Annotated in this window: 1 protein-coding gene; it reads right to left on the bottom strand. The window is 41.2% G+C overall.

Going from position 1 to position 204, the window contains the following annotated elements:
- On the bottom strand, nucleotides 1-204 hold a 204-nt coding region (locus ACVC5O_RS03150), incomplete at both ends, for an Ig-like domain-containing protein (protein ID WP_452220007.1).

Below are 204 nucleotides of genomic sequence, written 5' to 3'. Positions count from 1 at the left end.
ATATTCAAACGTATCTGTTCCATTGTATCCTGGGTTTGGTGTGTAGGTTACTACATCATCACTTGGATCGTTTGGTGTATTGTTTGGATCTGTTATGACTACGGTTCCATTGGTTGGTGGTGTTGTGATTGCGATTGTACCATCTGTTGGGATGTCGTTATCGTTATCATAAACATCTACCACTACTGGTGTGTCTTCGTCTGT

The sequence above is a fragment of the Lacinutrix salivirga genome (assembly GCF_053604675.1).
The sequence above is the reverse complement of the archived record's forward strand: the minus strand, read 5'-3'. Positions and strand labels throughout refer to the sequence as shown.